Source organism: Rhizorhapis sp. (assembly GCF_035276005.1).
Classification (GTDB): Bacteria; Pseudomonadota; Alphaproteobacteria; order Sphingomonadales; family Sphingomonadaceae; genus Rhizorhapis.
In genome coordinates, this window is sequence record NZ_DATEMB010000032.1 from 94,659 (window position 1) to 120,019 (window position 25,361).

At 61.7% G+C, this 25,361-nt stretch carries 22 protein-coding genes and 1 pseudogene; 13 read left to right on the forward strand and 10 right to left on the reverse strand.

Annotated features, from left to right (window positions below; translation table 11 throughout):
* The first annotated feature begins 308 nt into the window (after positions 1-308).
* Positions 309-1,499, forward strand: coding sequence for an acyltransferase (locus VJS46_RS07895; RefSeq protein ID WP_324059274.1), 1,191 nt, complete (start codon positions 309-311; stop codon positions 1,497-1,499).
* 67 nt (positions 1,500-1,566) lie between these two features.
* Positions 1,567-2,649, forward strand: a complete 1,083-nt coding sequence (locus VJS46_RS07900; RefSeq protein WP_324059276.1) for a GNAT family N-acetyltransferase — start codon at positions 1,567-1,569, stop codon at positions 2,647-2,649.
* On the opposite strand, the gene VJS46_RS07905 is transcribed toward VJS46_RS07900, so the two are convergent.
* Both VJS46_RS07905 and VJS46_RS07910 read right to left on the reverse strand, forming a co-directional pair.
* The gene (locus tag VJS46_RS07905) at positions 2,627-3,487 is read right to left on the reverse strand and encodes a cupin-like domain-containing protein (protein WP_414707981.1); all 861 of its coding nucleotides are present in this window, start codon (positions 3,485-3,487) and stop codon (positions 2,627-2,629) included. The genes VJS46_RS07900 and VJS46_RS07905 overlap by 23 nt on opposite strands.
* A complete protein-coding gene (locus VJS46_RS07910; protein ID WP_414707982.1) occupies positions 3,484-4,587 on the reverse strand; it encodes a GNAT family N-acetyltransferase in 1,104 nt (367 codons plus the stop codon). Before VJS46_RS07910 ends, VJS46_RS07905 begins: the two co-directional genes overlap by 4 nt.
* 130 nt (positions 4,588-4,717) lie before the next feature.
* Between VJS46_RS07910 and VJS46_RS07915 the strand changes: the two genes are divergently transcribed.
* Positions 4,718-6,613 carry a methyl-accepting chemotaxis protein gene (locus VJS46_RS07915; protein WP_324059279.1) on the forward strand — a complete coding sequence of 632 codons (1,896 nt, stop codon included), beginning with the start codon at positions 4,718-4,720 and terminating at the stop codon, positions 6,611-6,613.
* A 38-nt stretch (positions 6,614-6,651) separates the two neighbouring features.
* On the opposite strand, the gene murA is transcribed toward VJS46_RS07915, so the two are convergent.
* Positions 6,652-7,935, reverse strand: coding sequence for a UDP-N-acetylglucosamine 1-carboxyvinyltransferase (gene murA, locus VJS46_RS07920; RefSeq protein WP_324059281.1), 1,284 nt, complete (start codon positions 7,933-7,935; stop codon positions 6,652-6,654).
* A 45-nt stretch (positions 7,936-7,980) separates the two neighbouring features.
* Positions 7,981-8,547 (reverse strand): HNH endonuclease, encoded by a 567-nt coding sequence (locus tag VJS46_RS07925; protein ID WP_324059283.1) that lies wholly within the window; start codon positions 8,545-8,547, stop codon positions 7,981-7,983.
* 96 nt (positions 8,548-8,643) lie between these two features.
* On the opposite strand from VJS46_RS07925, the pseudogene gluQRS reads away from it, so the two are divergent.
* From gluQRS to VJS46_RS07960, 7 genes and pseudogenes are all read left to right on the forward strand, one after another.
* Positions 8,644-9,535, forward strand: a pseudogene (gene gluQRS / locus VJS46_RS07930) (tRNA glutamyl-Q(34) synthetase GluQRS).
* Between the two features lie 9 nt (positions 9,536-9,544).
* Positions 9,545-9,778, forward strand: a complete 234-nt coding sequence (locus tag VJS46_RS07935; RefSeq protein ID WP_324059285.1) for a twin transmembrane helix small protein — start codon at positions 9,545-9,547, stop codon at positions 9,776-9,778.
* 1 nt (position 9,779) lies between these two features.
* Complete coding sequence (locus VJS46_RS07940) at positions 9,780-10,349, forward strand: cob(I)yrinic acid a,c-diamide adenosyltransferase (protein ID WP_324059287.1); 570 nt, start codon at positions 9,780-9,782, stop codon at positions 10,347-10,349.
* Positions 10,350-10,418: 69 nt separating this feature from the next.
* A complete protein-coding gene (gene egtB / locus VJS46_RS07945; protein WP_324059289.1) occupies positions 10,419-11,687 on the forward strand; it encodes an ergothioneine biosynthesis protein EgtB in 1,269 nt (422 codons plus the stop codon).
* On the forward strand, positions 11,687-12,646 hold the full coding sequence (gene egtD, locus VJS46_RS07950; protein WP_324059291.1) for an L-histidine N(alpha)-methyltransferase: 960 nt from the start codon (positions 11,687-11,689) through the stop codon (positions 12,644-12,646). The genes egtB and egtD overlap by 1 nt, the downstream gene beginning before the upstream one ends.
* A gap of 234 nt (positions 12,647-12,880) precedes the next feature.
* Positions 12,881-13,975 (forward strand): DNA polymerase IV, encoded by a 1,095-nt coding sequence (gene dinB, locus VJS46_RS07955; protein WP_414707983.1) that lies wholly within the window; start codon positions 12,881-12,883, stop codon positions 13,973-13,975.
* A 66-nt stretch (positions 13,976-14,041) separates the two neighbouring features.
* Complete coding sequence (locus VJS46_RS07960) at positions 14,042-15,226, forward strand: acetyl-CoA C-acyltransferase (protein WP_324059293.1); 1,185 nt, start codon at positions 14,042-14,044, stop codon at positions 15,224-15,226.
* On the opposite strand, the gene VJS46_RS07965 is transcribed toward VJS46_RS07960, so the two are convergent.
* Positions 15,227-15,553 (reverse strand): UrcA family protein, encoded by a 327-nt coding sequence (locus VJS46_RS07965; RefSeq protein ID WP_324059295.1) that lies wholly within the window; start codon positions 15,551-15,553, stop codon positions 15,227-15,229.
* Here VJS46_RS07965 and VJS46_RS07970 point away from each other — a divergent pair.
* Positions 15,541-16,569, forward strand: a complete 1,029-nt coding sequence (locus tag VJS46_RS07970) for a LysR family transcriptional regulator (protein WP_324059297.1) — start codon at positions 15,541-15,543, stop codon at positions 16,567-16,569. The two genes, VJS46_RS07965 and VJS46_RS07970, sit on opposite strands and share 13 nt — an antisense overlap.
* Here VJS46_RS07970 and VJS46_RS07975 read toward each other — a convergent pair.
* The 3 genes from VJS46_RS07975 to pdeM all read right to left on the reverse strand — a co-directional run bounded on the left by VJS46_RS07975 (position 16,566) and on the right by pdeM (position 20,960).
* Positions 16,566-17,135, reverse strand: a complete 570-nt coding sequence (locus VJS46_RS07975; RefSeq protein WP_324059299.1) for a hypothetical protein — start codon at positions 17,133-17,135, stop codon at positions 16,566-16,568. The two genes, VJS46_RS07970 and VJS46_RS07975, sit on opposite strands and share 4 nt — an antisense overlap.
* 212 nt (positions 17,136-17,347) lie before the next feature.
* Complete coding sequence (locus tag VJS46_RS07980; protein ID WP_324059301.1) at positions 17,348-20,107, reverse strand: TonB-dependent receptor; 2,760 nt, start codon at positions 20,105-20,107, stop codon at positions 17,348-17,350.
* A 175-nt stretch (positions 20,108-20,282) separates the two neighbouring features.
* Positions 20,283-20,960, reverse strand: coding sequence for a ligase-associated DNA damage response endonuclease PdeM (gene pdeM / locus VJS46_RS07985; RefSeq protein WP_324059303.1), 678 nt, complete (start codon positions 20,958-20,960; stop codon positions 20,283-20,285).
* Positions 20,961-21,036: 76 nt separating this feature from the next.
* On the opposite strand from pdeM, the gene VJS46_RS07990 reads away from it, so the two are divergent.
* Together VJS46_RS07990 and VJS46_RS07995 are read left to right on the forward strand one after the other, a co-directional pair.
* Complete coding sequence (locus tag VJS46_RS07990; RefSeq protein WP_324059304.1) at positions 21,037-21,981, forward strand: rhodanese-related sulfurtransferase; 945 nt, start codon at positions 21,037-21,039, stop codon at positions 21,979-21,981.
* A gap of 289 nt (positions 21,982-22,270) precedes the next feature.
* Positions 22,271-24,370, forward strand: a complete 2,100-nt coding sequence (locus VJS46_RS07995; protein ID WP_324059306.1) for a malate synthase G — start codon at positions 22,271-22,273, stop codon at positions 24,368-24,370.
* 60 nt (positions 24,371-24,430) lie between these two features.
* On the opposite strand, the gene VJS46_RS08000 is transcribed toward VJS46_RS07995, so the two are convergent.
* Both VJS46_RS08000 and VJS46_RS08005 read right to left on the reverse strand, forming a co-directional pair.
* The gene (locus tag VJS46_RS08000) at positions 24,431-24,931 is read right to left on the reverse strand and encodes a hypothetical protein (RefSeq protein WP_324059308.1); all 501 of its coding nucleotides are present in this window, start codon (positions 24,929-24,931) and stop codon (positions 24,431-24,433) included.
* Positions 24,932-25,085: 154 nt separating this feature from the next.
* Positions 25,086-25,361 (reverse strand): PepSY-associated TM helix domain-containing protein (locus VJS46_RS08005; RefSeq protein WP_324059309.1); only part of this gene is annotated, 276 nt, incomplete at its 5' end.

Below are 25,361 nucleotides of genomic sequence, written 5' to 3' on the forward strand. Positions count from 1 at the left end.
GCCGATCAGCCCGCGGTCAAGGCGATACAGGCCTTGGCGCACGGGATGGCGCGCTCGGGCCCGTGCGCAGCGTATCAACATCCCGCCACCACCCAATAGGGCGAGGCCGCATTTAAGGGTTCCGGTCATTGGCGGAAAGACTTAACCGGCGAGGAAGGGGCGGGAAAGGGGGCGACGTGAATAATCTTTGTGCGGTTGCTAAGAACACCGCTTGCCCCAGGAAAGCCAGCATCCGCCGCGCCAGGGATGGCTTCGGACACGCGAATCGGAAAGAGCGGTGCAATGCCAAAACAACAGGTCGCCACCTTTTGCTGAAGCTGCCGGACAGCCGCGCTGCGTTCCCGGACAGCTTTTCGCCCGCCCGCCTTTCCGGCGCGATCGGCATTTCCCGTGTCATCTGCATCCTTGGCGTCGTCTATGTGCACGCCTGGACAGGTCTTGACGGGGGGCAACTGGCGCAGGCGGACGCTTCCGCACAAGGCATTTTCCGCTGGGTGCTGATGGAGCTTCTTGGGCGAAGCGCAGTGCCCCTGCTGGGAATGATTTCGGGCTGGCTCGTGGCGGGCACTGCATGGTCACGCCCCTATGGCACGTTCATGCGGGGCAAGGCGCGGACGATCCTGCTGCCGATGCTGCTCTGGAACATGCTGGCCATGCTGATCATTTCGGGCGGCGGCGCGCTTGGTCTTCTGGCGTCGCCGGTGCCCCAGTCTGTTTGGGATGGCTTCAACCAGCTATTCAGCTTGCTGACGCCCAATGAAACCAACGTGCAGATGGCGTTCCTGCGCGACCTGTTCATCTGTATGGCGCTCGCCCCCTTGCTGGTCCGCATGCGCAGCCGCTGGCTATGGGCGATCATGGCGCTGGCAAGCGCTTGGGCGATTTCGGGCTGGATCAATCCACTCCTGCTCCGCCCGTCCATCCTGATATTCTTCGTTGCGGGCATATTGGCCCGCCGCCAGCGGTTCGAGGTCCGGGCAGCGGGCATGCCCATGGCTCATGCGGCCTTGCTGTTCGGCGTGTGCGCATTTGCCAAGGTGCTGGTGTCAGCGCTGGCCGCACCTTTAGGGGCTGCGCATCCGCAGATGATGGCCGCTCTTGACCTTGTGCTGCGTTTTTCGGCAGCGCTCATGTTCTGGCGGATCGCATGGTGGCTGGCGGGGTCGAGCAAGGGGGCGGCGCTGCTGAAGATCGAACCCTATGCGTTCCTGATCTTCTGTTCGCACCTCATCCTGATCTGGCTCGCCGGTCCGGCGATCGGGTTGCTCACTGGGCCTTTGGGGTCGCCTGCCTATCCTGCATTCCTGCTGCTCCAGCCCGCCCTGGCGGCTGCGGTGGGAGTGGTGATTGGCAAAGCCCTCATGGCCGCGTCGCCTCCTGCCGCAGAGATATTGAGCGGGGGCCGATTGAAGGCCGGGCAGGGCAAGACACCGGTCCAAGGCCGCTGGATCACCTCTGGCATTGGGTTCGGGCGAGGACAGGCAGCAAATTCGTCCTGACCGGATCCGGGGCGTGTTCCAACAGCGCTCTTGACCGCAAGTTCTGGAGCCGCGAAGCAGCGGTTCCATGAGCCCGCTTTCCTTGAAGGTATCGCTAACGTCGCTGGACGATCCGGCGCAAGTCGCCAGCCGATGGAGGAAGCTGGAGGCGCGGTCGGATAGCAATTCCTTCTTCCTTGGCTGGACCTGGACCGGAAGCTGGCTGAGCGCGACCGGAGCAAGGCCGGATCTGCTCGCGATCAAGAGGGACGGAGACGATATAGCGCTTGCGCTTCTCGGACGGTCCGTAACACGCCGCCCGTTCGGCCGCGAGCCCGCCCTGTTCCTCAACCAGTCGGGTCAAGCCGGTCCCGACCGGGCTTTCATTGAGTATAACGGCTTGCTGACCATCCGCGGTTTTCCGGCGGAGCGGGCGGCCGCCTTGGTCCTCGACCATCTTTCAGGGCTGGACCGGTGGACCGTGTTGCGAGTCCCTGGCGTGGAGCGGGGCTTGCCCCTGGCGCAGGCGGGAGATTTCCGCCGCCGCACATTGGTGAGCGAATTGCCAGCCTATTATGTCGAGCTCGACCTGGTTCGTCAGGCGGGTGGCGATTATCTGTCCCTGCTGAGCCCCAACAGCCGTTCGCAGATCCGGCGCTCATCGCGGCACTATGGCGAGCCGAGATTGGAAAAGGCGGCTTCGATCGAGGAGGCGGATACATGGCTGGCCGACATGCGGCGGCTCAATCAGGAGCGGCACCGGGACAATGCCTGGGAAGAGCCTCTCTTCCGATCCTTCGTCCGGGAATTGGTCGCGCAAGGTCTCGCCAACGGGGAGGTGGAGTTGCTCCGTATCGGCACGGAGAGCCAGTTACTGGGCTATTTACTGAACTTCCTCTATCGCGGCCGCGCCATGAATTACCAGTCGGCTTTCGCGCCATCCATTTCCGCCAAGGCGAAGCCAGGGCTCATGTGCCATTGTGCTGCCGTGGAGCGTTATGCAGCTCAGGGATATGTCCTTTATTCCCTGCTTGCCGGAAAGGACCGCTACAAGCAGAGCCTGTCGACGGGCCATGAAGTGCTGCAATGGTGGAATCTGGAGCGCTTTTCACCGGCTCTGGAGGCCGAGCATGTGCTCCGCAAGGTGCTTAAACGGCCAGCGTCCGCATGAGCCGGTAGCCCAGGCGGCCGATCCATTGCCTTTCGGGTGCGCGGCGGACCGGGATCAACGGCAGGGATCGTTGGCGGAGCCAGGCATTGAGGCTTTGCAGCTCGCCTTCTGCGACACTCCGCCGCGACCGCCATGTGATCGAAAAGCTGATCGATACGGCATTGCCATTGCGCACGAAATGAGGCGCCTTCACTGGCACCAGTATCGCGTCCCCCGGACAGAGATGTACGGCCTGCGCTTTGGTTAGGAAAAGCTCGTCCCATGGAAGGTTGCGATGCCCTCCACCATGAAAGGCTTCGCTGAGTTCCGCTGGCACCAGTGCCCGGTCGCCGGAGGGAAAGACCGTCATGGTCTTCTCTCCTTCGATCTGCAGCAGGATATTATGTTCGGGATCCATGTGGAAAGGCGTGACGCTGTTTGGCGATGACAGGAAAATAAAGGCTTCCCGATTCAGCATCGGGCCGGTTCGCGCCTTCACAATGGATGCGATTTCGGAAAGCGCACTGTCCAGCAGGGACCCATAGAGCCGGTCCCGCTCCACATTCTTCAGCACCATCCATGACCCGTTGCTATCTATCCCCCTGATCGTTTCACCGATGGAAAGGCCGTTTTGCGGCGTCTCTTCGGGCCGGATGCCAAGCGGCAGGTCGCCGCGATTATATTCCACGCGATCGGAGGGCAGCCGCTCCGCCAGTGCCGCCAGAGCCTCGCGGCTCAAAAGGGGATGGTCCGCCAGATCATGGCTGAGCCGCGCATGCGCATCAGGATAGGCGCTGTACAGCATCTTGAGCGCCCGGTCTGGAAAGGCGCGCCGGGCAATATCTTGCTGGGCGGTCATTGATTGCTCCCTCTCTTGACGAGGGCAGCCGCCTGATCTGCGGCCTTCATCATCTGCCATGCAAGGCCTCGGCCGCGTCCCTTTAATTCGACCCGGAACTGCACGATCCGCCGCCGTTCCGCCCATAGGCTGTCGATCATTGGATGTCCGGCGGCGGCACAACTGTCCATCCACTGACACGGGCCATGGTCGAGGACCTGGCGGAGATTTTCGATTTCGATCAGCACCCCTGGCGAAAAGCGCGCCATCGTCTCGTCAAATGCAATCTTGAAGGAAAAGCCGCCGTCGCCCGTGACAAAATTCACTAACATGGCGAGTGGCCTTCCATCAAGGTCCAGCCGCAGGAACATCAGGCTCTGGGCGGCAAAAGCCCCAGCCATGCTGTCGCGGAAGAAGGCCGTTTCCATGGGATCGCAGGCCAGCGCGGTTCGGGCGCGGCCCTTCCATCCGGCGCGCTCCAGTTCCAGAAAATCGTCGCACCAGCGGTCGAGATCGGAGGCATGGGAAAGCACGCTGCTGCTTACCGCCCCCAATTCATGCAGCCGGTTCTGGAGCCTGCGGATCTCCTTGCGCTTCTTGCCGCGCATATTGGTTTCCCAATAGGCATCGGCGGAAAGGGCGCTGTTCAACAATGCCCGCTCATAGCAATGGATCAAACGCAGGCCGCGACCCTGCTGGTGGCAAAGCGCACGCAGGGACTGCACGTTCGGACCTTCCTCATCCATTCCCGCCAGATGGAGGAAGCCAGGCGCCCATGACACGTCATCCAGCCCTTGCAGAAATTGCTGCCAGGCCTGCTGTCCCTTCCCCATGAGGATAAGGGGCGTGCCGAAAAAACAATGTGTGTGCATCCAGTTCGTCACATTGCGCACCGGGAAGCGGCCGTGCTGCGACGAAGTGGTCACAGGCAAAAGGCCGATCAGCCTTTTGCCGTCCCATGCCTCAAGCAATCTTACCTTGTTCCTGCCTGCAAGATGCTGGAGCGCTGGCCGCAGCATTTCGGGGGCGTAGAAGCAGTTCGGTTCTTCCGCCTCCCGCGCAAGCGCAGCCCAGGCTTCCAGCAGCCTCGACCTCTCGCCCGGAGCCCGATCAGGTGTCATGTCCATCAGGGGCAAGCGAATAGGCGTCAAAGATTAGGAATGACTAAATGGCCCAAGGACGGACTGCTTAACAGCTTGATAACGAAACTGGACGTATGGCGATGGAAGGGGGAACCGGACGGACGCCGATATGACAAATCGTTGGGTAAAAGCTGCATTGGGCAACATGGTTCGCGCATATAGGGGATCATGGGTCAGCACGACGTCGCCCGTAGCGGGACTGGTCCTCATGGCCGTGATTACCTGCGCTGTGGTCGTGACCTCGCTGGTCAGCCGGATCGACGAGAATGCTGGCATTTATATAACTTCCAACCTTCAGGGCATGATCCAGCGGGAAAAGGGGGACATGGGTGAAGAGTTGGTCCGCATCGCCCGTGAGGCGGGTTCGGACATATCGCCTCTTGCCGTCGTGGAAAGGGAGATAGGCCATATCCGGTCTCCCGGCGCGGTCTATGGTTATGTGATGGATGCCAAAGGCCGGGTTGCCTGGGCAGGCAATGTCCACGGCCAGCCGGCGCCTGCGCTTTCAAAAATGTCGCCCGCCGGCATGCGGGCGTTGCTTCGGGATTTGCCGAAAAAATGGCCGGAAGCGAGCCAGATGAAGACCAGCCGGGTCGTCCTGGTCCGATTCGACGGCCAGCCTGCCATATTGGCGGCCATGCCGATTCTTGCGCCCGGCGATGGGATGCAGCGATCTGGAAAGCCCGTGCATTACGCCCTGCTGATGGAGAAGATCGACCAGCCGCTTCTCGATAGCTGGCGCAGGCTGTTCAATATTCGGGATTTGAAATGGACCGAGAAAGGCCTTGGGGAAGGTTTTCTGTCGATTGCACTTGCTGACGCCGAAGGAAATCATATCGGCGCACTCTCCTGGCCTGCTTATGGCGTGGGGCGACGGGCGCTTGGTGGGATCGTTCCGATGATTTCCATTTGCGGCATCGTCTTTGCTGCCTTGTCGCTCTGGCTGATCGTGGTTCTCCACCGGTCGCGCCTCGCCATGGAACAAAGCCGTGAGGTGGCGGTCCGTCTCTCGGCTGAGGCCACGGAGAGTGCGCAAGGAGCCAATCAGGCGCGGCAGGAGGCGGAGGCCGCCCTGGCAGAGGCGGAGGCGGTTCGCCGCCGCGCCGACGAGATGGCCCAGCGCGAAGTGGCGGAGCAGGCACTGCACCGCCAACAGCTTCGCGACAATTCTCATCGAATGGCGGTTGCGCTGCAGGAATCCATGGCGTCGCTGGTGAAGCAGTTGCTCGAAACCGCCAATGATCTGGAACTCAGTGCGGAAACGACCATCGGGACACTCCATGAACAGCAGAAACAGGCCGATGTCGTGCGTGTCCGTTCCTATGATGCCGCCGCCGCCATTCAGGGCGTGACCGGCGGGATAGAGGAACTCGCCGGATCCATTGCCGAAATCCGCAAGGCAGCAGAGGAGTCGCGCCAGTTCGCTGAGGCCGCCAGTGATCATTCCGCCGCAGCGCGGGATGCCAATGACCATCTGCTGCAGCAGGTAGGATCCATCAACGATGCGGCAAGCCTGATCGCCAGCATTGCCAAACAAACCAACCTGCTCGCGCTCAATGCCACCATTGAGGCCGCGCGCGCCGGATCGAGCGGTTACGGCTTTGCAGTCGTCGCCAATGAGGTAAAGGCCCTCGCAAGCGAAACCGCCCGAACGACGGGCAGCATTCATGACCGGGTGGACGGCATTGAGACGGCCGCCCGGTCAACCGTCGAACTGGTCGGATCGCTGGACAGCATGCTCGGCGGGCTGGTTCAGGCGATGGCGTCCTCTTCAGCGACGGTCCAGCAGCAACAGGCGGTGGTCGAAGCGATCCGCGGCAATTCACGCGGCGTCGCCGAAAATGCGCAGATCGCCGCCGAGGCGATTGAGGCCATCTCCAACTCACTCGAAAGCATAGCACAGACCGCCATGTCCACCCGCCACATCGGTGCGGCGGTGCGCAATCGGGCGGAGCATCTCAACGCAGAGTTCTCGCGCCTGGTGAAGCAGCTTGAGGCGGCGTGAGGAACATTCCCCGCCCGCTTGCGGGAGGGGAGTAAAGATTAGCCGTCGCTGACGCGTTCGATGTCGGCACCGACGGCTTCGAGCTTCTCCTCAAGCCGCTCATAACCCCGGTCCAGATGATAGACGCGGGCGATCTGCGTTTCGCCTTCAGCGGCAAGCCCCGCAAGGACAAGGCTCATCGAGGCGCGAAGGTCGGTCGCCATGACGGGCGCGCCTGTAAGCTTGGGCACGCCGCGCACCACGGCGCTGCGTCCGTTCACCTGAATGTCCGCACCCATGCGGGCAAGTTCGGGAACGTGCATGTAGCGGTTCTCGAAAATAGTTTCGGTCAGGACGCTCGCGCCCTGCGCTAGGGTCAGCATGGCCATGAATTGCGCCTGCATGTCAGTGGGAAAAGCCGGAAAGGGGGCGGTGGAGATCGACAGCGGGCGCAAGGGACCGTCAGCGCTCACCTTGATGCTGCCAGGCAGTTCCTCGACCCTCACGCCTGCTTCGCGGAGGCCGGCCAGAATGGCGTGCATGTCATCTGCATTGGCGCCGATCAGGTCGAGCGATCCACCAGTGATCGCCGCCGCACAGGCATAGCTTCCGGCTTCGATCCGGTCGGGCATGACGCTGTAGGTGGCACCGTGGAGGCGGTCCACCCCATCGACGATCAGCTTGTCGCTGCCGATGCCGCTGATCTGAGCGCCCATTGCCACGAGCAGGTTGCAAAGGTCGACGATTTCCGGTTCGCGCGCGGCATTTTCAAGAACGCAGCGCCCCTTGGAGAGCACCGCCGCCATCAGCGCATTTTCGGTCGCGCCCACTGACACGACCGGAAAAGTGATGGTGCCGCCGGGAAGGCCGGTGCGCGGCGCGATGGCCTTCACATAGCCCGCCGTAATCTCGATCTCCGCGCCGAAGGCTTCGAGCGCCTTCAAATGCAGGTCGATCGGGCGATTGCCGATCGCGCAGCCGCCCGGCAGGGACACCGTCGCTTCCCCTTCGCGGGCGAGCAGCGGACCCAGCACCAGGATAGAGGCGCGCATTTTCCGCACGATGTCATAGGGGGCAACGGTCGAGGTGACCTTGCTCGCCCGCAGGGTCATGACACGTCCGAAATCCTCCGGCCGGCTGCCTTCGATCATGGTCGATACGCCGAGCTGGTTGAGCAAGTGCCCGAAGCTGTCGACATCCGCCAGGCGCGGCAGGTTGCGGAGCGTCAGCGGTTCGTCAGTCAGCAGCGCACAGGGCAGCAGCGTCAGTGCAGCATTCTTGGCGCCAGAGATGGGAAGGCGGCCCTCAAGCCTTTTGCCGCCGCGGATAAGAATTCGGTCCATTCGCCGCTTCTATACCCAAATTCGCAGGGCGCAAGCGGGAGTCCGTCAAGCCAGCAGCTCGACATCCCAATAGAGCCAGTCATGCCATGTATCGTGCAGATAATTGGGTGGAAAGGCGCGGCCATGTTCCTGAAGCTGCCAGTTGGTGGGCCGGATCGGGGCGACCTTCAGGCGCATGCCGGCTTCCTTGGGCGTGCGCCCGCCCTTCTTCAGGTTGCAGGGGGAACAGGCGGTGGCGACATTCTCCCAGGTCGTGCGTCCGCCCTGGCGGCGAGGAACGACATGGTCAAAGGTCAGGTCCGAGGCCGTTCCGCAATATTGGCAAGCAAATTTGTCGCGCAGGAAGAGGTTGAATCGCGTAAAGGCAGGATATTCGGATGGCTTTACATATTGCTTGAGGGCTATGACCGAAGGGATTTTCATGGCCCAGCTTGGACTGTGCACTTCCCTTTCGTAGCTTGCGACGATGTCCACCCGATCCAAAAAAACCGCCTTGATGGCGGTTTGCCAAGGCCACAAGCTCAGGGGATAATAACTGAGCGGCGTGTAATCGGCATTCAGCACCAATGCCGGACAATGATCTGGATGTCGTATAAGGTCGGGATGGTACATAAACCTAAGCTTCTCGCCCTTTCCGGCCTCGCTAATCCATGAAAAGCGTGACATGCGTATGACAGCATTAACCACCCCCACCCGTCAAGAGTCTGCATGAATCCGTGCAATAGCCCGCAACATCTTGTGACTCGCTTCGCGCCCAGTCCGACAGGGCGGCTGCATCTGGGACATGGCTGGTCCGCGCTGATGGCGCATGATCTGGCCCGCTCCACAGGCGGTCAATTTCGCCTTCGTATTGAAGATATCGACGGCACCCGCAGCCGCCCCGAACATGTCGAGGGAATATTGGAAGATTTGCGCTGGCTGGGCATCGGCTGGGATGGGCCGTTGGTTTTTCAGTCCGGGCGGTTGGAAATATACGAAGCGGTGCTGGAACAATTGAAGGGGGAAGGGCTGGTCTATCCCTGTTTCTGTACCCGCGCGGAGATCGCGGCCGAAATCGCCGCCAGCCTTTCCGCGCCGCATGGGCCCGATGGTCCGCATTATCCCGGCACCTGCCGCCGCTTGAGCAAAACGGAGCGCAGGCGGCGGATTGAGGAAGAGCCTCATGGATGGCGTATCGATATGGCAAGGGCCGCCGCGCTTGCAGGGCCGCTTGTCTGGGAGGATCTGGACATTGGCCCGGTCACAGCCGATCCGCTGAGCGCTGGCGACGTGATCCTCGCGCGCAAGGACGCACCCACCAGCTATCATCTGGCCGCCACGATCGACGATGCCGGGATGGGTATTACGCACATCATCCGGGGCCGCGACTTGTTTGCGGCTACCCATATACATCGCTTGCTTCAGGCGCTGCTCGGACTGCCCACCCCTAGCTATCGCCACCATGGTCTGCTCCTGGGAGCCGACGGCAAGCGGCTTGCCAAGCGCAATTGGGGGGCCGTCGCTTGCCAGTCTCAGGGCCTCAGGCACCGATCCCGCTCGCCTGGTGCAGGATTTGCGGCAACTCGTCTTTCCCATTGGAATATCGCTGGGAGAGGCCTAGATAGGACCTATGACAACCTTTCTCGTCATCCTCATCGTCCTTGCCGCCATCGCCACGCTCGTTGCGCTCATTCGCGGCATCATCACCTTCCTCAAGACCACGGAGCAGGATCTGAAAGGAGGGCAGGGGCCAAGCGTCTCCAGCCTTAAGCAGAACAAGATGATGATGGCACGCATCGGCTTTCAGGCACTTGCCATTTTGCTGGTGGCCTTCCTGCTCCTGATGACCGGCGGCGGGCGCTGATTTGGTCAAACTCAACAAGATTTATACGCGCACGGGCGACGATGGCACGACCGGACTGGTCGACGGTTCCCGCCTCGCCAAGTCCGACATGCGCATGGCGGCCATCGGCGATGTTGACGAAGCGAACAGCGCCATCGGCGTTGCGATCGTGGCCCTGAAGGAAGAGGGCTATGCCGCCATGCTCCGCCGTATCCAGAATGATCTTTTCGATCTCGGCGCGGATCTGGCAACCCCTGGCGAGGATTTCACGCCGGGCGAAATGACCCTGCGGATCGTGCCCGCTCAGGTTGAGCGGCTGGAAAGCGAAATCGACGGCATGAACGCGGCGCTGGAACCGCTCAGAAGCTTCATCCTGCCCGGCGGCAGCGATGCGGCCGCAGCGGTGCATCTCGCGCGTGCGGTCGTCCGGCGGGCGGAGCGAACGGCTGTGCGCGCCGCTGCGGAAGTGCCGCTTAACCCGCAGGCGCTCGCCTATCTGAACCGGCTGTCCGACCACCTCTTCGTCCTGGCCCGCGCCGTCAACGCAGCGGGCGAGGGCGACATATTGTGGGTGCCCGGCGGGTCGCGCTGATAGAATCTCCTGATCTTCGGATCGAAACGACTGCCCCTGCGTTAGCCCCACCGAAACCCGGGAGGGCGAATGCCTGCCGAAACAAGGTCCTACCCGTCAACGAGCGGACCAGCGGATTATATGCGCATCCGGACATTATCCGGGGCGCTTTCCGCGCCGCTTTCTGACGCCGATGCGACGGCGCAGTCGATGGAAGATGCCTCCCCCGCCAAATGGCACCTGGCGCATACAAGCTGGTTCTTCGAAACCTTCGTCCTGCGCGATCATGTGCCACGCTATCGTCCGTTCGATGAGCGGTATCATTTTCTCTTCAACAGCTATTATGAGGCTGAGGGAGATCGCCATGCGCGTCCCCGGCGGGGTCTTCTGACGCGTCCATCGCTGCCCGAAGTGCTCGCCTACCGGGCGCATGTGGATGCGGCGATCGGAGAGGCGCTGCCCACATTTTCGCAAAGAGCGAAGGAGCTGCTGGTGCTGGGCCTGCATCATGAGCAACAGCATCAGGAACTGCTGTTGACAGACATTCTTCACCTGTTCGCTCAAAATCCGCTCGAGGCCGCCTTGTGGCGTGCTCCTTCGGCAATGCCCGCCCCAATGCCCGCCCCAACGCAATGGATAGGGGGGAGAGAGGGCAGGGCGCGTATCGGCCATGAAGGGCAGGATTTTGCCTTTGACTGCGAAGGCCCCGCCTATGATGTGCTGCTGAGCCCTCATGCGCTGGCCCACCGGCCCGTCACCAATGGCGAATGGCTGGAATTCATGAACGATGGCGGCTATTTGGAGCCCCGCCACTGGCTGTCCGATGGCTGGGCCTGGGTCCAGCGGGAACGGATCAATGCCCCCCTTTATTGGAAAGCCGGCGGGCAGGACGGCTGGACCAGCTTCGGTCATGACGGCCGCCATCCGGTCAATCCCGCCGCGCCGGTGACCCATATCAGCTTCTATGAGGCGGACGCCTTCGCTTCCTGGGCAGGCGCGCGGCTGCCTACGGAAGCGGAATGGGAGAGCGCCGCCCAAGGCATCGATCCTGTGGGCGGCAATCAGCTCGATCGTGCCGGGGCCGTCCGCCCCCGCGCCTGTGAAGAGCCAAGCGCCTTGTCACAGATGTTCGGCGATGTGTGGGAATGGACGGGTTGCGCCTATCGGCCCTATCCCGGCTTCAAACCAGCCGACGGGGCAGTCGGCGAATATAATGGCAAGTTCATGTCTGGGCAGTTCGTCTTGAAGGGCGGCAGTTGCGCCACGCCGCGCGGCCACATGCGGGCGAGCTACCGCAACTTCTTCTACCCCCATCAGCGCTGGCAGTTCACCGGCCTTCGATTGGCAAAGGATTTGTGATGGCCGATCCCGCTCTTGTCCGCCAAACAGGGGATGAAGCCGATGCGGCCTTTCGCGAGGATATACTGAACGGGCTTTCCAGCATCCCCAAGACCACTCCTGCACGCTGGTTCTATGACCAGCGCGGATCCGAGCTCTTCGAACAGATCACCGATCTGCCCGAATATTACCCGACCCGTACCGAAACCGCCCTGCTGACGGCCCATTGCGCCGAAGTGGGAAAGGTTGCCGGTCCCGGCCGCGCAGTTATTGAATTTGGCGCCGGTTCCGCGGCCAAGACGCCCCATCTTCTGAAAAGGATTGATCCTGCCGCCTATGTCGCGGTGGACATCAGCGGCGATTTTCTGAGGGAGAGCACGGCGGCGCTGGCGCTGGACTTTCCAAGCCTGCCGGTCCGCGCTGTCGAGGCCGACTTCACCCATCCGATAGAGCTGCCGCGCCTTGCTGGCCATCTTCCGAGACTGGGCTTTTTTCCCGGCTCCACCATCGGCAATTTCGAAGCGGCGGTGGCCGTGGACCTGCTTCGTTCCTTCCGGCGGTCGCTTGGCGATGGCGCGATGCTGCTGATCGGGATAGACCGCATCAAGGATCCGGCTGTACTGATCCCCGCTTATGACGATGCCGCAGGGGTGACGGCTCAATTCAATCTGAACCTGTTGACGCGCATCAATCGCGAATTGGACGGTACGATGCCGGTCGAGGCCTTCCGTCATCTGGTCCGCTGGAACGATGATGCCGCCCGGATCGAAATGCACCTTCAGGCCGCTCGAGATGTCGATTTCACGGTCGCAGGCAAACGGTTCTCCATGCGCGAGGGCGAAACCATCCATAGTGAGAACAGCCATAAATATGGCGTGCGGGACGCTCGCCTTTTGCTTCGCGCCGGTGGTTGGTCGCCGTGCCGGGAATGGGCCGATGCAGACGACATGTTTTCTCTCATATTGGCTGAGGCCATGTAACCGCCGTTGCGCAACAGGCCGCTACGCGGATATTCCTTGAAACAGCAAATTGATTTCCGGTCTGGTAGGTCCAGAATGTTCTTGATATGTTCTAAGGAGTGATTTCGAGCCAGATGGACTCATCTGGCGGCTCGGAAATCACGGAGAACAAGGGAATATTGGTCTCGTTCCGGTTCGATCAGAACCGAAACGAGACCAGGTGAAGGCTCGTGCGGAAGGGGCCGGAGCGGGTAAATGAAGGACGCCATGGGCGACGCACCGATGCGCAAGATCATCCATGTCGATATGGACGCCTTCTTCGCCTCGGTCGAGCAGCGGGACGATCCAGCGCTGAAGGGAAGACCGGTTGCCGTCGGCCATGCCTCTCCCCGGGGCGTGGTAGCGGCGGCGAGCTATGAGGCGAGGCGGTTCGGTGTCCGGTCGGCCATGCCGTCGAGCACGGCCCTTCGAAAGTGCCCCGAACTGCTGTTCGTGCGGCCGCGCTTCGACGTATATCGGGACGTCTCGCGGCAGATTCGCAATATTTTTGCGGGCTATACGGATCTGATCGAACCTCTTTCGCTCGATGAAGCCTATCTGGATGTGACGGCCAACTGGCGGGGGCTTCCCTCCGCGACTGCGACCGCAGAGGAGATACGGGCGAACATAAGGGCGGAGACAGGGCTCACCGCGTCCGCAGGGATTTCGTTCAACAAGTTTCTGGCAAAACTTGGATCGGACCAGAACAAGCCCGATGGCCAGTTCGTGATCACCCCGGCAAGGGCGGAAGCCTTCATCGCCGCGCTCGACATCGGCCGCTTCCATGGCGTTGGGCCAAGGACCGTGGCCAGGATGCACGCCCTCGGCATATTCACGGGCGCCGATCTTCGCGGACAGAGTCTTGCCCTTCTTCAGGAACAGTTCGGCAAGTCCGGGGCCTGGTATCATGGCATAGCAAGGGGCAGGGACGACAGGCCGGTATCGCCGGACAGAGTGCGAAAATCCTCGGGTTCCGAAACCACCTTTGCCGCCGATCTCGTGGATCCCTTGGCCATATTTGATGCGACCGCCAGACAGGCGGATGAGGTATGGGAATGGTGCTGCAAGGCAGGGCTTTATGGCCGCACCGTTACGGTCAAGGTCAAATATGCCGATTTTCGCCTCGTCACGCGCAGCCGAACCCTGTCCGCCGCCATCGAGGATCATGCGGCCCTGCTTCGGGTGAGCCGGGAATTGATGAGCCAGCTCTTCCCGTTGAGAAAACCCATAAGGCTGCTTGGGGTGACTATGTCCAATTTCAACGAACCGCCGTCGGCCGAGCCCCGGCAATTGACCTTCGCCCTGGAATGATCCTTCTCCCGGCCTTCGCCTTTCACTATATCCGGTAAAGAAAACTCCTCATTCAAGGAAATCCGCATGTCAGCAGACCCCGTCGTCATCGCCTCCTATGCACGCACCCCGATGGGCGGTTTTCAAGGGGCTCTTTCGCCTTTGAAAGCGACCGAGTTGGGTGCGGCGGTGGCAAAGGCGGCTCTTGAGCGATCCGGCGTTGCGGGGGATGCCGTGGACCAGATCATCATGGGCTGCGTGTTGCCTGCCGGTCTAGGACAGGCTCCGGCGCGGCAGGCGGCGCTGGGCGCGGGACTGCCGCTGCAGGTCGAGGCGGCGACAGTCAACAAGATGTGCGGATCGGGCATGCAGGCCGCGATCCTGGCGCATGATGCGCTCGTGGCTGGCTCAGCCGATGTCATTCTTGCTGGCGGCATGGAATCGATGTCGAACGCGCCCTATCTGCTGCCAAAGCACCGGTCCGGCGCGCGGATCGGCCATGATCGCGTGGTCGATTCCATGATGATGGACGGCCTCGAGGACGCCTATACAGTGGGAAAGCCCATGGGGGCCTTTGCCGAGGATGCGGCGCGGCATTATCAATTCACGCGGGAGGCGCAGGACGCCTACGCACTTGCCTCCCTGACGCGCGCACTGGCGGCGATAGAGAATGGCGCCTTCCGCCGTGAAGTCGCTCCGGTCGTGGTGGAAACGCGCAAAGGCGCCGTGACGATCGACACGGATGAGCAGCCGGGCAAGGCTCAGCCCGAAAAGATCCCCGGCCTCAAGCCCGTCTTCGCGAAAGATGGCACGATCACCGCCGCCAACGCCTCCTCCATTTCAGATGGCGCGGCGGCGCTGGTGATGACGCGTGCCTCCGTCGCGGAGAAGCTAGGCCTCAGCCCGGTGGCGCGTGTGGTCGCCCACGCCGCCCATGCACATGAGCCCGGCCTGTTCACCACTGCCCCTGTTCCCGCGATCAGGAAGGTGCTGGCGAAGGCGGGATGGTCGCTAGACCAGGTGGACCTGTTCGAAGTGAATGAAGCCTTTGCCGTGGTCGCGATGATCGCCATGCAGGAACTTGGCATTCCGCACGAAAAGCTCAACGTCAACGGTGGCGCGACGGCTCTTGGTCATCCGATCGGGGCATCGGGCGCGCGCATCCTGGCGACGCTATTGGCGGCGCTACAGGAACAGGGCCTCCAAAGGGGCGTCGCCTCCCTGTGCATTGGCGGCGGAGAGGCGACGGCCATGGGGGTGGAACTGCTCTGATCAGCGGGCGGCGATCTGCGCTGATTTTGTACCGTCTGCGGCCGCGAGAACCTGGCTCCGCTGAAGCGCCACATTGTGCATGGCCCTGGCCCGGCACCGGCGGACGTCATTCCGTCCCGCAAGATCGGCTGGTGACGCGCGTCCGCAGGCGGCCCGCACGGCAGCGTGGAGGCGGCGGTCGAGAGCTCTTATGCCCTCGGCGCTGCCTAGATCGAGATCGGCGAAGCTGACGGTCTCCCTATAAATGACCTGACCTGAAGATTGAGCCGCGGCCGGTGTAATGCTCAGGCAACCGGCAATCGCGGCGAGCGCGAATGTCCTGTTCATGGCTGTTTCTTTCCTGGGGTGGAACGGGCGCGGGCGCCAACGCCAGCGCTGCGATCATCATTATCGTTAATGGTGTCGAAAGCCTAACAACGATGTTGCGAAACTATTCTGCAAAAGTGCAGAATGGGGCCATGTTCGACTGGAACGACCTGCGCTATTTTCTTGCCGTGGCTGAGACCGGCAGCACTCTGGCCGCAGGGCGGGCACTGAGGGTGAGCCAGACCACGGCTGCCCGCCGGATCGCCGCACTGGAACAGGGGCTGGGTCTGATGCTGTTCGACCGTGCGCAGTCAGGCTACAGGCTCACCACCGCCGGCGAGGCCTTGCTGGCGCAGGCGCAATCGGTTCGGGATGCGGCCACGGTCTTTGCTGACGCTGCGGCCTCTCAGGCGCGGGACATCAGCGGCGTTGTTCGTCTGACCACGCTTGAAATCTACGCGATTACCGTTCTGCCCTCCATTCTCCGCGAACTGCATGCCGCCTATCCCCACATATTGATTGAAGTTGAAACGGGCAGCGAGGTGCGGGACCTCTCCACAGGCGCTGCCGATGTGGCGCTGCGGAACAGCAAAGGTCCTACCGGCGGGGGGCTCGTCGGCCGCCGGATCGCCCCCGATCCATGGACGCTCTATTGCAGCCGCGCCTATGCGAAGGAGCATGGAGTGCCGCGGACGAGAGCGGAATTGCTCAAGCACCCCTTCATCGGCGGCGGAGGCGAGCAGGTGTGGGGACTATATCGTAGTTGGTTGAAAAAGCACGGCCTGGAAGGATCGGTGGCAATGCATCATGGATCGCCGACCGGCCTGTTGTCGGCCGTGCGCGCCGGTTTTGGCCTTGCTGTGCTACCAAGCTTCGTTGCCGACCGCGACCCGGACCTTGTCCGCTGCCTGAAGCCTGACCCCAAGGATGGGGGGGCATTATGGCTGCTTACCCATGAACGGCTGCGCCACACGCCCCGGGTGCGTGCGGTGCTCGATTTTCTGGCGCAGCGGCTGACGGAAACGCCAAACGCCTAACTTGTCGGGGCTGATGGATCGATCGAGCGCAACAGCTGAGGCGGTTCGGACCGGTAGGGCGGCTCGGGAGCGGCTGGTTCACCCAAGGCCACGTCGCGGTCGACATAGACATCGAAGGCTGTCCCCGCCTTGATCTTGGCCTCGCGGCCCTTCACGATAATCGCCAGGGGAAGAAAGACCACACCGGCCCCGACAGCGCCGAGCGTGCCCGACTTGCCTTTGCTGTTGCGCTGTCCGCGCACCGGGATCTCCGTTTCTCCCGCGCGTATTTTCGTTACCTTGATGTCCAGCTTGCCTGACCGGCCGAGCAGGCCATTGTCCCGCACGCGGCTGACTTCGCCAACGGCTGGCGCTCCGGCCGGGATCAGGGTCGTGCCGTCCACCACCAGGGGAGCGGCAACCGCGAGTTCCACGCTATCCCCCACCTTTGCCGATTTGGAGGAGATGTCCTGCCGGGTTTCAAGGCGTATGGCTGTACCTTCCCGCAGCGTCAGTGCTTGGGCTGACGCCGCTTCGGCGTTGAGGAGCGCAAGAACCGCGCTCATGGCTATTGCGAGATGTTTCATCGGGCCGACCAAATCTGCTGGACCGCACCTCCGGATGAAACGTGTTCAGGGACATTTGGTTGCATTCAAGCAACGAAATAACCCCCCTTTGCCTGGGTGAGAGAACTGCCGTTCGAAAAGGAAAAACGTTGTCCCTGCCTGCGCAGGGACAACGGCCTTGCTTTATTTGCATGCCGCTCCTCAGCCTCTTGCTGCTATAGCGGCATCCAACCTCAGAACTTGCCGCGAAGCGTGATGCCGTAGGTGCGTGGCTCTGCGAGATAGGCGGAGAAGAGCTGTGTCGCCACCGCCGCCCTTCCTGCCCGGACATGCGCGGATGAGCCGCTTCCCTGCAACGGGCTGTTGAACGCGACCTGGGTATATCGGGTGTTGAAAATATTTTGGCCCCAGAATTCGACCGCCCAACTTTCCTCCGGCCCGCGTATCCCGACGCGGGCATTCCACACGCTGTAGCCATCCTGTTCCTTTTCAGGGAACAGGTCAGAGCCGGTATTGTAGTCGCTGGTCATGCGCCCATCAAAATAGACGAGCCCCGACAGGCCGCTGCCGCCCAATGGCGGCGTCCATGCAAAGCTCACCGTGGTCACGAACTTTGGCGCGTTGCTGTTCACGTTGCCGGGCAGCAGGAACAGCGCATCGTCGAGCGGCGTCTGGCCGTCGCTGCTACCTACCAGCCGGTTCCTGAACTTAGCCTCGGCATAGGTCAGGCCGCCGCTCACCCGGATGTCGCGGACCGGCGTGGCGGTCAATTCGACTTCGACGCCCTGGCTGACGAGTCCGGGTTTGACATCGTCCCGATCGCAGCGCCCGCCGCCCACATCAATCGAGCCGGTCGTCAGCGATTCGCCGCAGCCATTGATGTTCTGGACGACAAAGCTGGTGCCGTTAAAGGTATTGAGCTGGAAATTCTCGAACTCCTGACGGAAAGCGGCAATATTGGCGCTCCATTTCCGCGTGCTGTATTTCAGGCCGATCTCGAACGCATCAACCTTTTCCGGAGCGAAACGCAGGCTGCTCGCATCGGCGTTTGTACGGGGGAAGAAGTAGGTAGCAGGCGATGAGGTCAGCGTTGAAAGGCCAGTATTGCCCAGCTCGAACCGGTCGAGATTATAGCCGCCCGCCTTGTAGCCACGCGAATAGCTGGCGTAGAGCAGTATCTCCGATGTGGGCTTGAAGGAAAGGACGGCGGTGCCGGAAAATTCTCCGTCGCTGATGTCGTCGCGCAAGGACAGGCCATTGAGGGTGGAACTGCTGTTGCCGAGGCAAGCGAGCGCCAATATGCCTCTCGCCGCATTGGCCGCGGCAGCGCCGAGGCCGCCCGCTACTGCCGGCGCGAGTGCTGTTTGCAAGGCAGGGCAGGTTGTGTTGTTGTTGTTCAGGCTGGCTGAAAAGTCCTTCGTTTCATGCGTATAGCGCAGGCCGACCGTGAAATCGATCTTGTCCGTGATATGCAGGATATTATGGGTGAACAGGGCCCAGTTCTCGCTCTTTTGAAAGTACCGGGAATCGGTGTCGCCTGTGCCCGCCGGAATATTGGCAAGGGCGGTGAAGGCCGGTCGCAACGGTGCCGGAACGAGGGCGCTGATCAAGCCCGCGGTCCCCGTCGGCGAACCGCAGGCCGCGGAAGGGAAGGCGGCCGATTGCGCGGGCGTCAGATTGGCCGTGAGCAGCCGGCATGTCGCGAACCGGCCATAGTCAGCACCGAACACGATATTGTCACGCAGCGTTAGCTTCTCGTGGGCGTAATAGCCACCGACAAGCCAATCGAGCTGGTCGTTGAAGGCCTGTCCTTGCAGGCGCAGTTCCTGTGTGAAAGTCTTGAACTGGCGGAAGGTATTGGGATCGCGGTAAAGAATATCGGCCGCAGTATAGTCATAATCACCGAAATCCTTGGACTTATAATCGCGGTAGGCGGTGATGCTGGTCAGCTTCGCAAGCCCGAAATCATAATTAATCTCGGCCGAAAGTCCCCAATCCTTCAGGTCGCTACTATATTCGCGGCCCGGCGTGATATATGCCTCGCGGGTATAGGGGCGGGGCGCTACCGGGACAGAGCCAGGCTTGATCGCGTTCAATATCTGGAGGATGCGATTGGCCGTGGGACTTTGGGCAAAGTCGCCGGGAATGCCTGGTGTCGGATCGACTGTTTCCCGCGTTGAAATGTACGTCGCTGCGCAGCAGCTCTCGTCGCGGTGAGTGTAATCGCCGATGATCCGCACCGACAGCGCGTCGTTGGGCTCCCAGAGGGCTTGGCCGCGCAGAAAATAACGGTCGCGGTCATTTGCTTCGCCGATCTTGCTGCCAGACGAATCGACCAAGTCGAGAAATCCGTCGCGCTGGACCCAGACGCCATCCAGGCTGAGCGCCAGACCCTCCGTTATTGGCCCCGTCACGCGTCCGGAAAGCCGCCAATAGTCGTAATTGCCATAGGTGATCTCGCCGCTGGCGCCGAATTTGAACTCGGGCGCCTTGCTGACGATGTTCAGGAGGCCGGCGGAGGTGTTGCGGCCGAACAGCGTTCCCTGGGGTCCGCGCAGCACCTCGACCCGCTCGATCTCGCCCAACTCGTTGAGACCCGCGCCGGTGCGCGACCGGTACACGCCGTCGATGAACACCCCGACGGAGCTTTCAAGCCCCGGATTGTCGCCCACCGTGCCGATGCCGCGAATGCGCGCCGATCCATTGGCTTCGGTGCCGGTGGATGAGACCAGAAGCGAGGGCGCGAGCTGATTGAGTTGGCGGATGTCCGACGCGCCGCTATTCTGCATCGATTCCGCCGTCACCGCCGATACGGCGATCGGAACGTCGCTCAGGGGGCTCGCGCGGCGCGTGGCCGTCACAATGATCGCATTGGGATCATAGGTTTCGGCGGCTGTATTCTGAGGCGCAGCTTCTGCTGCGGCATCCTGCGCGCGGGCAGGGAAGGATAGGGCCGAAAGACCGGCAGAAAGGAGCAAGAGGCCCTTTTTCATATATGCTCTCCCGAAAGGCAGCTATTGTTCTGTTTTGGGGCAGATTAATCGAACCGGTATGCGATTGCCAATCAGGAATTGCTTGGAATCACATGCATTTCCTCCCAGTGCATCTTTCATGCAACAGGGTGTATGTTCCATTTCATCTGTCTGCATGTAATATAACGCAATTTCATTACAATTCCGTAAAGTTGCCGCTCAAGGGGAAGCGCAGGAGCCTTCCTGGCAGCGCAACAATCGCTTCCCGGCGGCCCCCTATGGCCCGACCGATTTCCGGGTGTCGCGCGTCCAGGCCGCCGGTAAGGGCGCCGAAGGCCGGAAGGATGATCTTGCGCTTGGAATGGACGAAGCACCGGCGGGACACATTCCTGCCCCTGTGCATCAGGCGCAGCTTCGGATGGAAGTGGCCGGACAATTCCGGCCGCGGGTCGGAAGGATCGGCTTCATGCCGCAAGACAAGGCCATCGACCTCGGCTTGTATGAAAATCTCCCCGCCCAGCCTGTCTTCCGGCGCCGAGTCATGGTTGCCGGTGATCCAGGTCCAGCGCAATTTGCCGGTCAGGTCCGACAGCTTGCGCCGTGCGGGGTCAGGAAGGCGCGCCGTGCCACCGTCGTCGTGGAAGCTGTCGCCCAGGCACCAGACCTCCTGCGCGTCCAGCCTCCCGGTCAGCGCCGCAATCGCGGACAGCGTCGCCAGGCTGTCATAGGGAGGCAGCATCTGCCCCTGAGCGGCATACCAGCTTGCCTTTTCAAAATGCAGGTCGGCAAGCACCAGCGCCCGCCTGGCCGGCCAGAAGAGCGCGGCTTCGGGTAATAGCAGCAACTCATGACCAGCGAACGAAAGGGGAACCATGAAAGGGCTATGCCCTGAGTCCCAACCGGGTTCAACGGCTTTGAATGGGCTCGCCGCTATTGTATAGGCGCTCGCCATGACCTCCTGCACCATCACCGTTGCCGCCTTGTATCGTTTCGCCCGGTTCGACGATCCCGCCGCCCTGCGGGAACCGCTTCTCAAGCTGTGCGATGCGGTGGGGATCAAGGGAACCCTGCTTCTGGCCAGGGAGGGGATCAACGGAACCATCGCCGGGGCAGAGGATGCCCTTGAACAGGTGATTGCGCATATCCGCGGCCTGCCAGGCTGCGACGGCCTGGATGTCAAATATTCCACGGCGCGCGAAATGCCTTTCTTCCGCATGAAGGTCCGCTTGAAGAAGGAGATCGTCACCATGGGTGCCGGCGATCTCGATCCCGCCTCCAATGCCGGTCTTTACGTGGAGCCGGAGGACTGGAATGCCCTGATCGCCGACCCCGGCACCATCATCATTGACACCCGCAATGACTATGAAGTGGCCATTGGCACGTTTGAAGGCGCGATCAACCCGGAGACGAATAGCTTTGGCGACTTTCCGGCTTGGTTTGACGCCCAGGCAGAGCAACTGAGGCAGGGCAAGGCCCGCAAGATCGCGATGTTCTGCACAGGCGGGATACGGTGTGAGAAATCAACGGCCTTCGTCAAAAGCCGGGGCTTTGACGAGGTCTATCATCTGAAGGGCGGCATTCTCAAATATCTTGAGACGGTGCCTGCGGAAGAATCCCGATGGCAAGGCGAATGCTTCGTTTTTGACCAGCGTGTGGCCGTTGGACATGGACTGAAGCTCGGAGAACACGGCCTTTGTCATGCCTGCCGCCGACCAGTATCGGCGCAAGACAAGGCCTCACCGCTTTATGCAGAGGGTGTTTCCTGCCCCCATTGCCATCACGAGCGGGACGAAAGCCAAAGGGCCCGCTATCGCGAGCGGCGGCGGCAAATCATTGCCGCTGAGGCGCGCGGTGAGGCGCATGTCGGCGTGGCACCGGGCAGGTCCATTGGCTGAGCGCGGCAGAGACGGGGCGCCCCAGTATTTTTCCCAATCCCTTTACGAGCACGGATCGAGTTACTATTCAGCCGCCTGCAATGCCCGCAATCGCTGTCGAATAGTCCGTTGATCCATCCCGGCGATGGTCGAAAATGGCGCAAATCGTCAGTGCCGTCCCCTCGGTATTGCGATTCCGGATAGTGGCCGGTCGCCCTTGCGTGACTCGGCAGCGGATTCGATTAGGAAAGAGGCGCGCGTCCCAGCATGGCCGCTGTGGATCGCCTCGGTTGCGAAAGGGCTGACAGAAATGACGATGATCGAGAAAGCAGGGCTCAGGGTCGACGAACGGTTGGTGCGGTTCATTGAGGACAGGGCGCTCCCGGGAACCGCTATTGACGCTGAAGCCTTCTGGCGTGGCGCCGCCGGTATTTTCGCCCGCTTTGCTCCTGAGAACGCCGCTCTTCTCGCCAAGCGTGACGATATGCAGGCCAGGATCGACGCCTGGCATCAGGAACGGCCGGGCCGCCCGATCGACCTGGAGGCCTATCAGGCTTTCCTGAAGGATATCGGCTATCTGGTCGAGGAACCTGCGGTTTTCTCCATTTCATCGCGCAATGTGGACGCCGAATTGGCGACGCTGGCGGGACCGCAACTGGTTGTGCCGGTCCTCAATGCCCGGTTCGTGCTCAATGCCGCCAATGCGCGCTGGGGCAGCCTTTATGATGCGCTCTACGGTACGGACGCAATTCCGGGCGCAGCTCAGGGCAAAGGCTATGACCCGGAACGGGGTGCGCAAGTCATCAGTTGGGCCAAGGGATTTCTCGACCGTTCCGTTCCGCTCGCGTCCGGGAGCTGGGCGCAATGGAATGGCGGCGAACCTGTATTGGCCGATCCTTCGCAGCTTGCCGGACGGGCGGGGGACAATATCCTCCTCCGGCATAATGGCCTCCACATCGAGCTCGTCATCGACCGGTCGCATCCTATTGGCAAGGACGACCCTGCCGGCCTTGCCGACGTGATATTGGAAGCGGCCCTGTCCACTATCATCGATCTTGAGGACTCGATTGCCGCCGTTGATGCGGAAGACAAGGTTGCGGCTTATTCCAACTGGCTTGGCCTGATGAAGGGCGATCTGGAGGATACGTTCGAAAAGGGCGGGAAGATGATGACCCGCCGGTTGAATCCGGACCGCAGCTATGTTGCGCCTGATGGGACGTCCTTCACCCTGCCAGGACGAAGCCTGCTCTTCGTCCGCAATGTCGGCCATCTGATGACGACGCCGGCGGTGCAGTTGCAGGACGGATCGGAGGCTCCCGAGGGCATATTGGACGGCATCGTCACCAGCCTGATCGCCCTCCATGACCTGAAGCGCAACGGTTCGTTCGTGAACAGCCGCACAGGGTCCATCTACATCGTGAAGCCCAAGATGCATGGGCCGGAGGAGGTGGCCTTCACCAATCGTCTGTTCGACGCGATCGAGGATCTTCTGGGCGTCGAGCGTCACGCGCTGAAGGTCGGCGTCATGGATGAAGAGCGCCGCACTTCGGCCAATCTTGCCGCCTGCATCCATGCCGTGAAGGACCGGATCGTCTTCATCAATACCGGTTTCCTCGACCGCACCGGCGATGAAATGCATACCTCCATGCAGGCGGGCCCGATGATCCGCAAGGGGGACATGAAAGCGTCCGCCTGGATTGCAGCCTATGAGGATCGCAACGTTCAGATCGGCCTTGCCTGCGGCCTTTCCGGCAAGGCGCAGATTGGCAAGGGGATGTGGGCAGCGCCGGACCGGATGGCCGATATGCTGGAACAGAAGATCGGCCATCCCCGCACGGGAGCCAATACGGCCTGGGTCCCTTCGCCCACCGCCGCCACCTTGCACGCCACCCATTATCATGCCGTTGACGTCTTCGCCCGGCAGGAGGAACGGCGCGCCGAACCCGTCGCCAGCCTGGAAAAACTACTTAGCCTTCCGCTCGCCGCAGGTGTCAACTGGTCTGACCAGGAAATCCGCGAAGAGCTGGACAACAATGCCCAAGGCATTTTGGGCTATGTGGTGCGCTGGGTTGATCAGGGCGTGGGCTGTTCCAAGGTACCGGACATCCATGACATCGGCCTGATGGAGGATCGCGCCACGCTGCGCATTTCGTCGCAGCATATGGCAAACTGGCTGCTCCATGATGTCTGTACGGCGGAAGAGGTCGATGCCGCCTTTGGCCGCATGGCAGCGAAGGTCGACGCGCAGAATGCGGGCGACCCGCTCTATCGGTCCATGTCTGGCCGGGAGGCGGAAAGCCTGGCCTTCCAGGCGGCCCGGGCGCTGGTGTTCGAGGGCGTCAGCCAGCCTAACGGCTATACTGAGCCGCTGCTGCACAAGTTCCGGGCCCGCGTCAAAGCGGCCGGATGATATCGAAGAGGGGAGCCAGGAACTTCAAGCTCCTGGCTTCCATGACATGGGCTCGCTCCCTCAGATCTTCCAGTCGAGACCGGAAACGCCGAACTCGAAAGCCTGCTTGGTCTTGGGCCCAAGACCCACTGTGACCTTTAGTTTCTTGGCGTCCTTGATGGTCTCGAAGGCTCGGCGTGCCGGTGGAATGAAGATCCCGTCCTCCGTGTCGGTCATGCGGCCCTGCCACAGCTTTGGCTTTCCGCCATCGGCGGCGGCTGTCACGCTGCAATCCGACAGGTCACAGAAAAAGGGCGCGCCGACCGTTTTGATCGTGACCCCGGTTTCGCCAGTGTCGAGGCTGTTGAGCAGCAGCACCGCGAAGGTGTCCGGCGCGGTCGGCGTGGCCACGCTGTTCGCGCTGCCGATATAGGCGATCCTTGCGTCGCCCTTGGTTTCATATCTCCAGGCATGGCCGATCTTTTCGCGCTGCGAAACCTCTTCATCCTTGCCGCCGCATCCGGCAAGCAGCATCGCTGCCGCCAGCGCGCGCCCGAGCAGCGATAATCCTCTCAGCTTCATCTTCTTCTCCTTTACGACCGGCAGCAACAACGCGCCTGGAGGCGAGCCGTTGCTCCCAGCGACGCGGGAAAAGGCCGGGTCAGCCCAAAGGAAAGCCGCAGTGGCGGTTTCCGTCGGCGGCAGGAGGAAAAAGCAAGATAAAGACTGGCTCAATTCAGAGCAAATAGGGCCACATCGCCGCTATGCCGAAGCCCAGGCTCGCAACAACAATAGCCCCGGCAAGCAGCCTCGTGCCATGCATTCGCGTCCACAGGAGAAAGCCGGTGAGGCTCATCGCAATCAGCGCCCCGGCGATGCTGTCCAGGAACAGGACCCAGGCGAGACCCAGGCCCGACCCCTTATGCAGGTTCTTGATGAAGCCAAGCGCATTGTGCGCATCCTGGCGGACGGATACGCTGCGTGAGCCCGGCACATATTCCACTGTTACGCG